Genomic DNA, 384 nt, shown 5'->3' on the forward strand with positions numbered 1-384 from the left:
TGTGGTTCCAGACGTGCCCCTGCCTGCGAAGTACCTGAAAAAGCTTCTTAAAACCGTAGCGGGGATAGCGCTCAGCGACCTCGGTCAGCCTCTGGATCACCGCTTCATCACGTCGCGTATCCGGTTGATAACGAAACACCGTCCTGCTTAGCGATAACGTCCTGCATGCCTGGCGTATGCTCATCGTAAATTGCGTGGTCAGATAGTTGACGAGCTCACGCTTTATCGCTGGTTTTAAAGCTTTTTTTCGATGACGTCTTTCAGCGCCCGGCATTCCAAACTCAGATCGGCAAACATTTGCTTCAGACGACGATTCTCGTCCTCAAGGTCTTTGATTTTTTTGATATCAGCGGCTTCCATCCCGCCATATTTTGCTTTCCAGTT

Annotated in this window: 1 pseudogene; it reads right to left on the bottom strand. The window is 50.0% G+C overall.

Going from position 1 to position 384, the window contains the following annotated elements:
- A pseudogene (locus J1781_RS00105) lies at positions 1-384 on the bottom strand (transposase); the annotation flags it as partial.

It is taken from the genome of Rahnella perminowiae (genome assembly GCF_019049695.1).
Classification (GTDB): Bacteria; Pseudomonadota; Gammaproteobacteria; order Enterobacterales; family Enterobacteriaceae; genus Rahnella; species Rahnella perminowiae.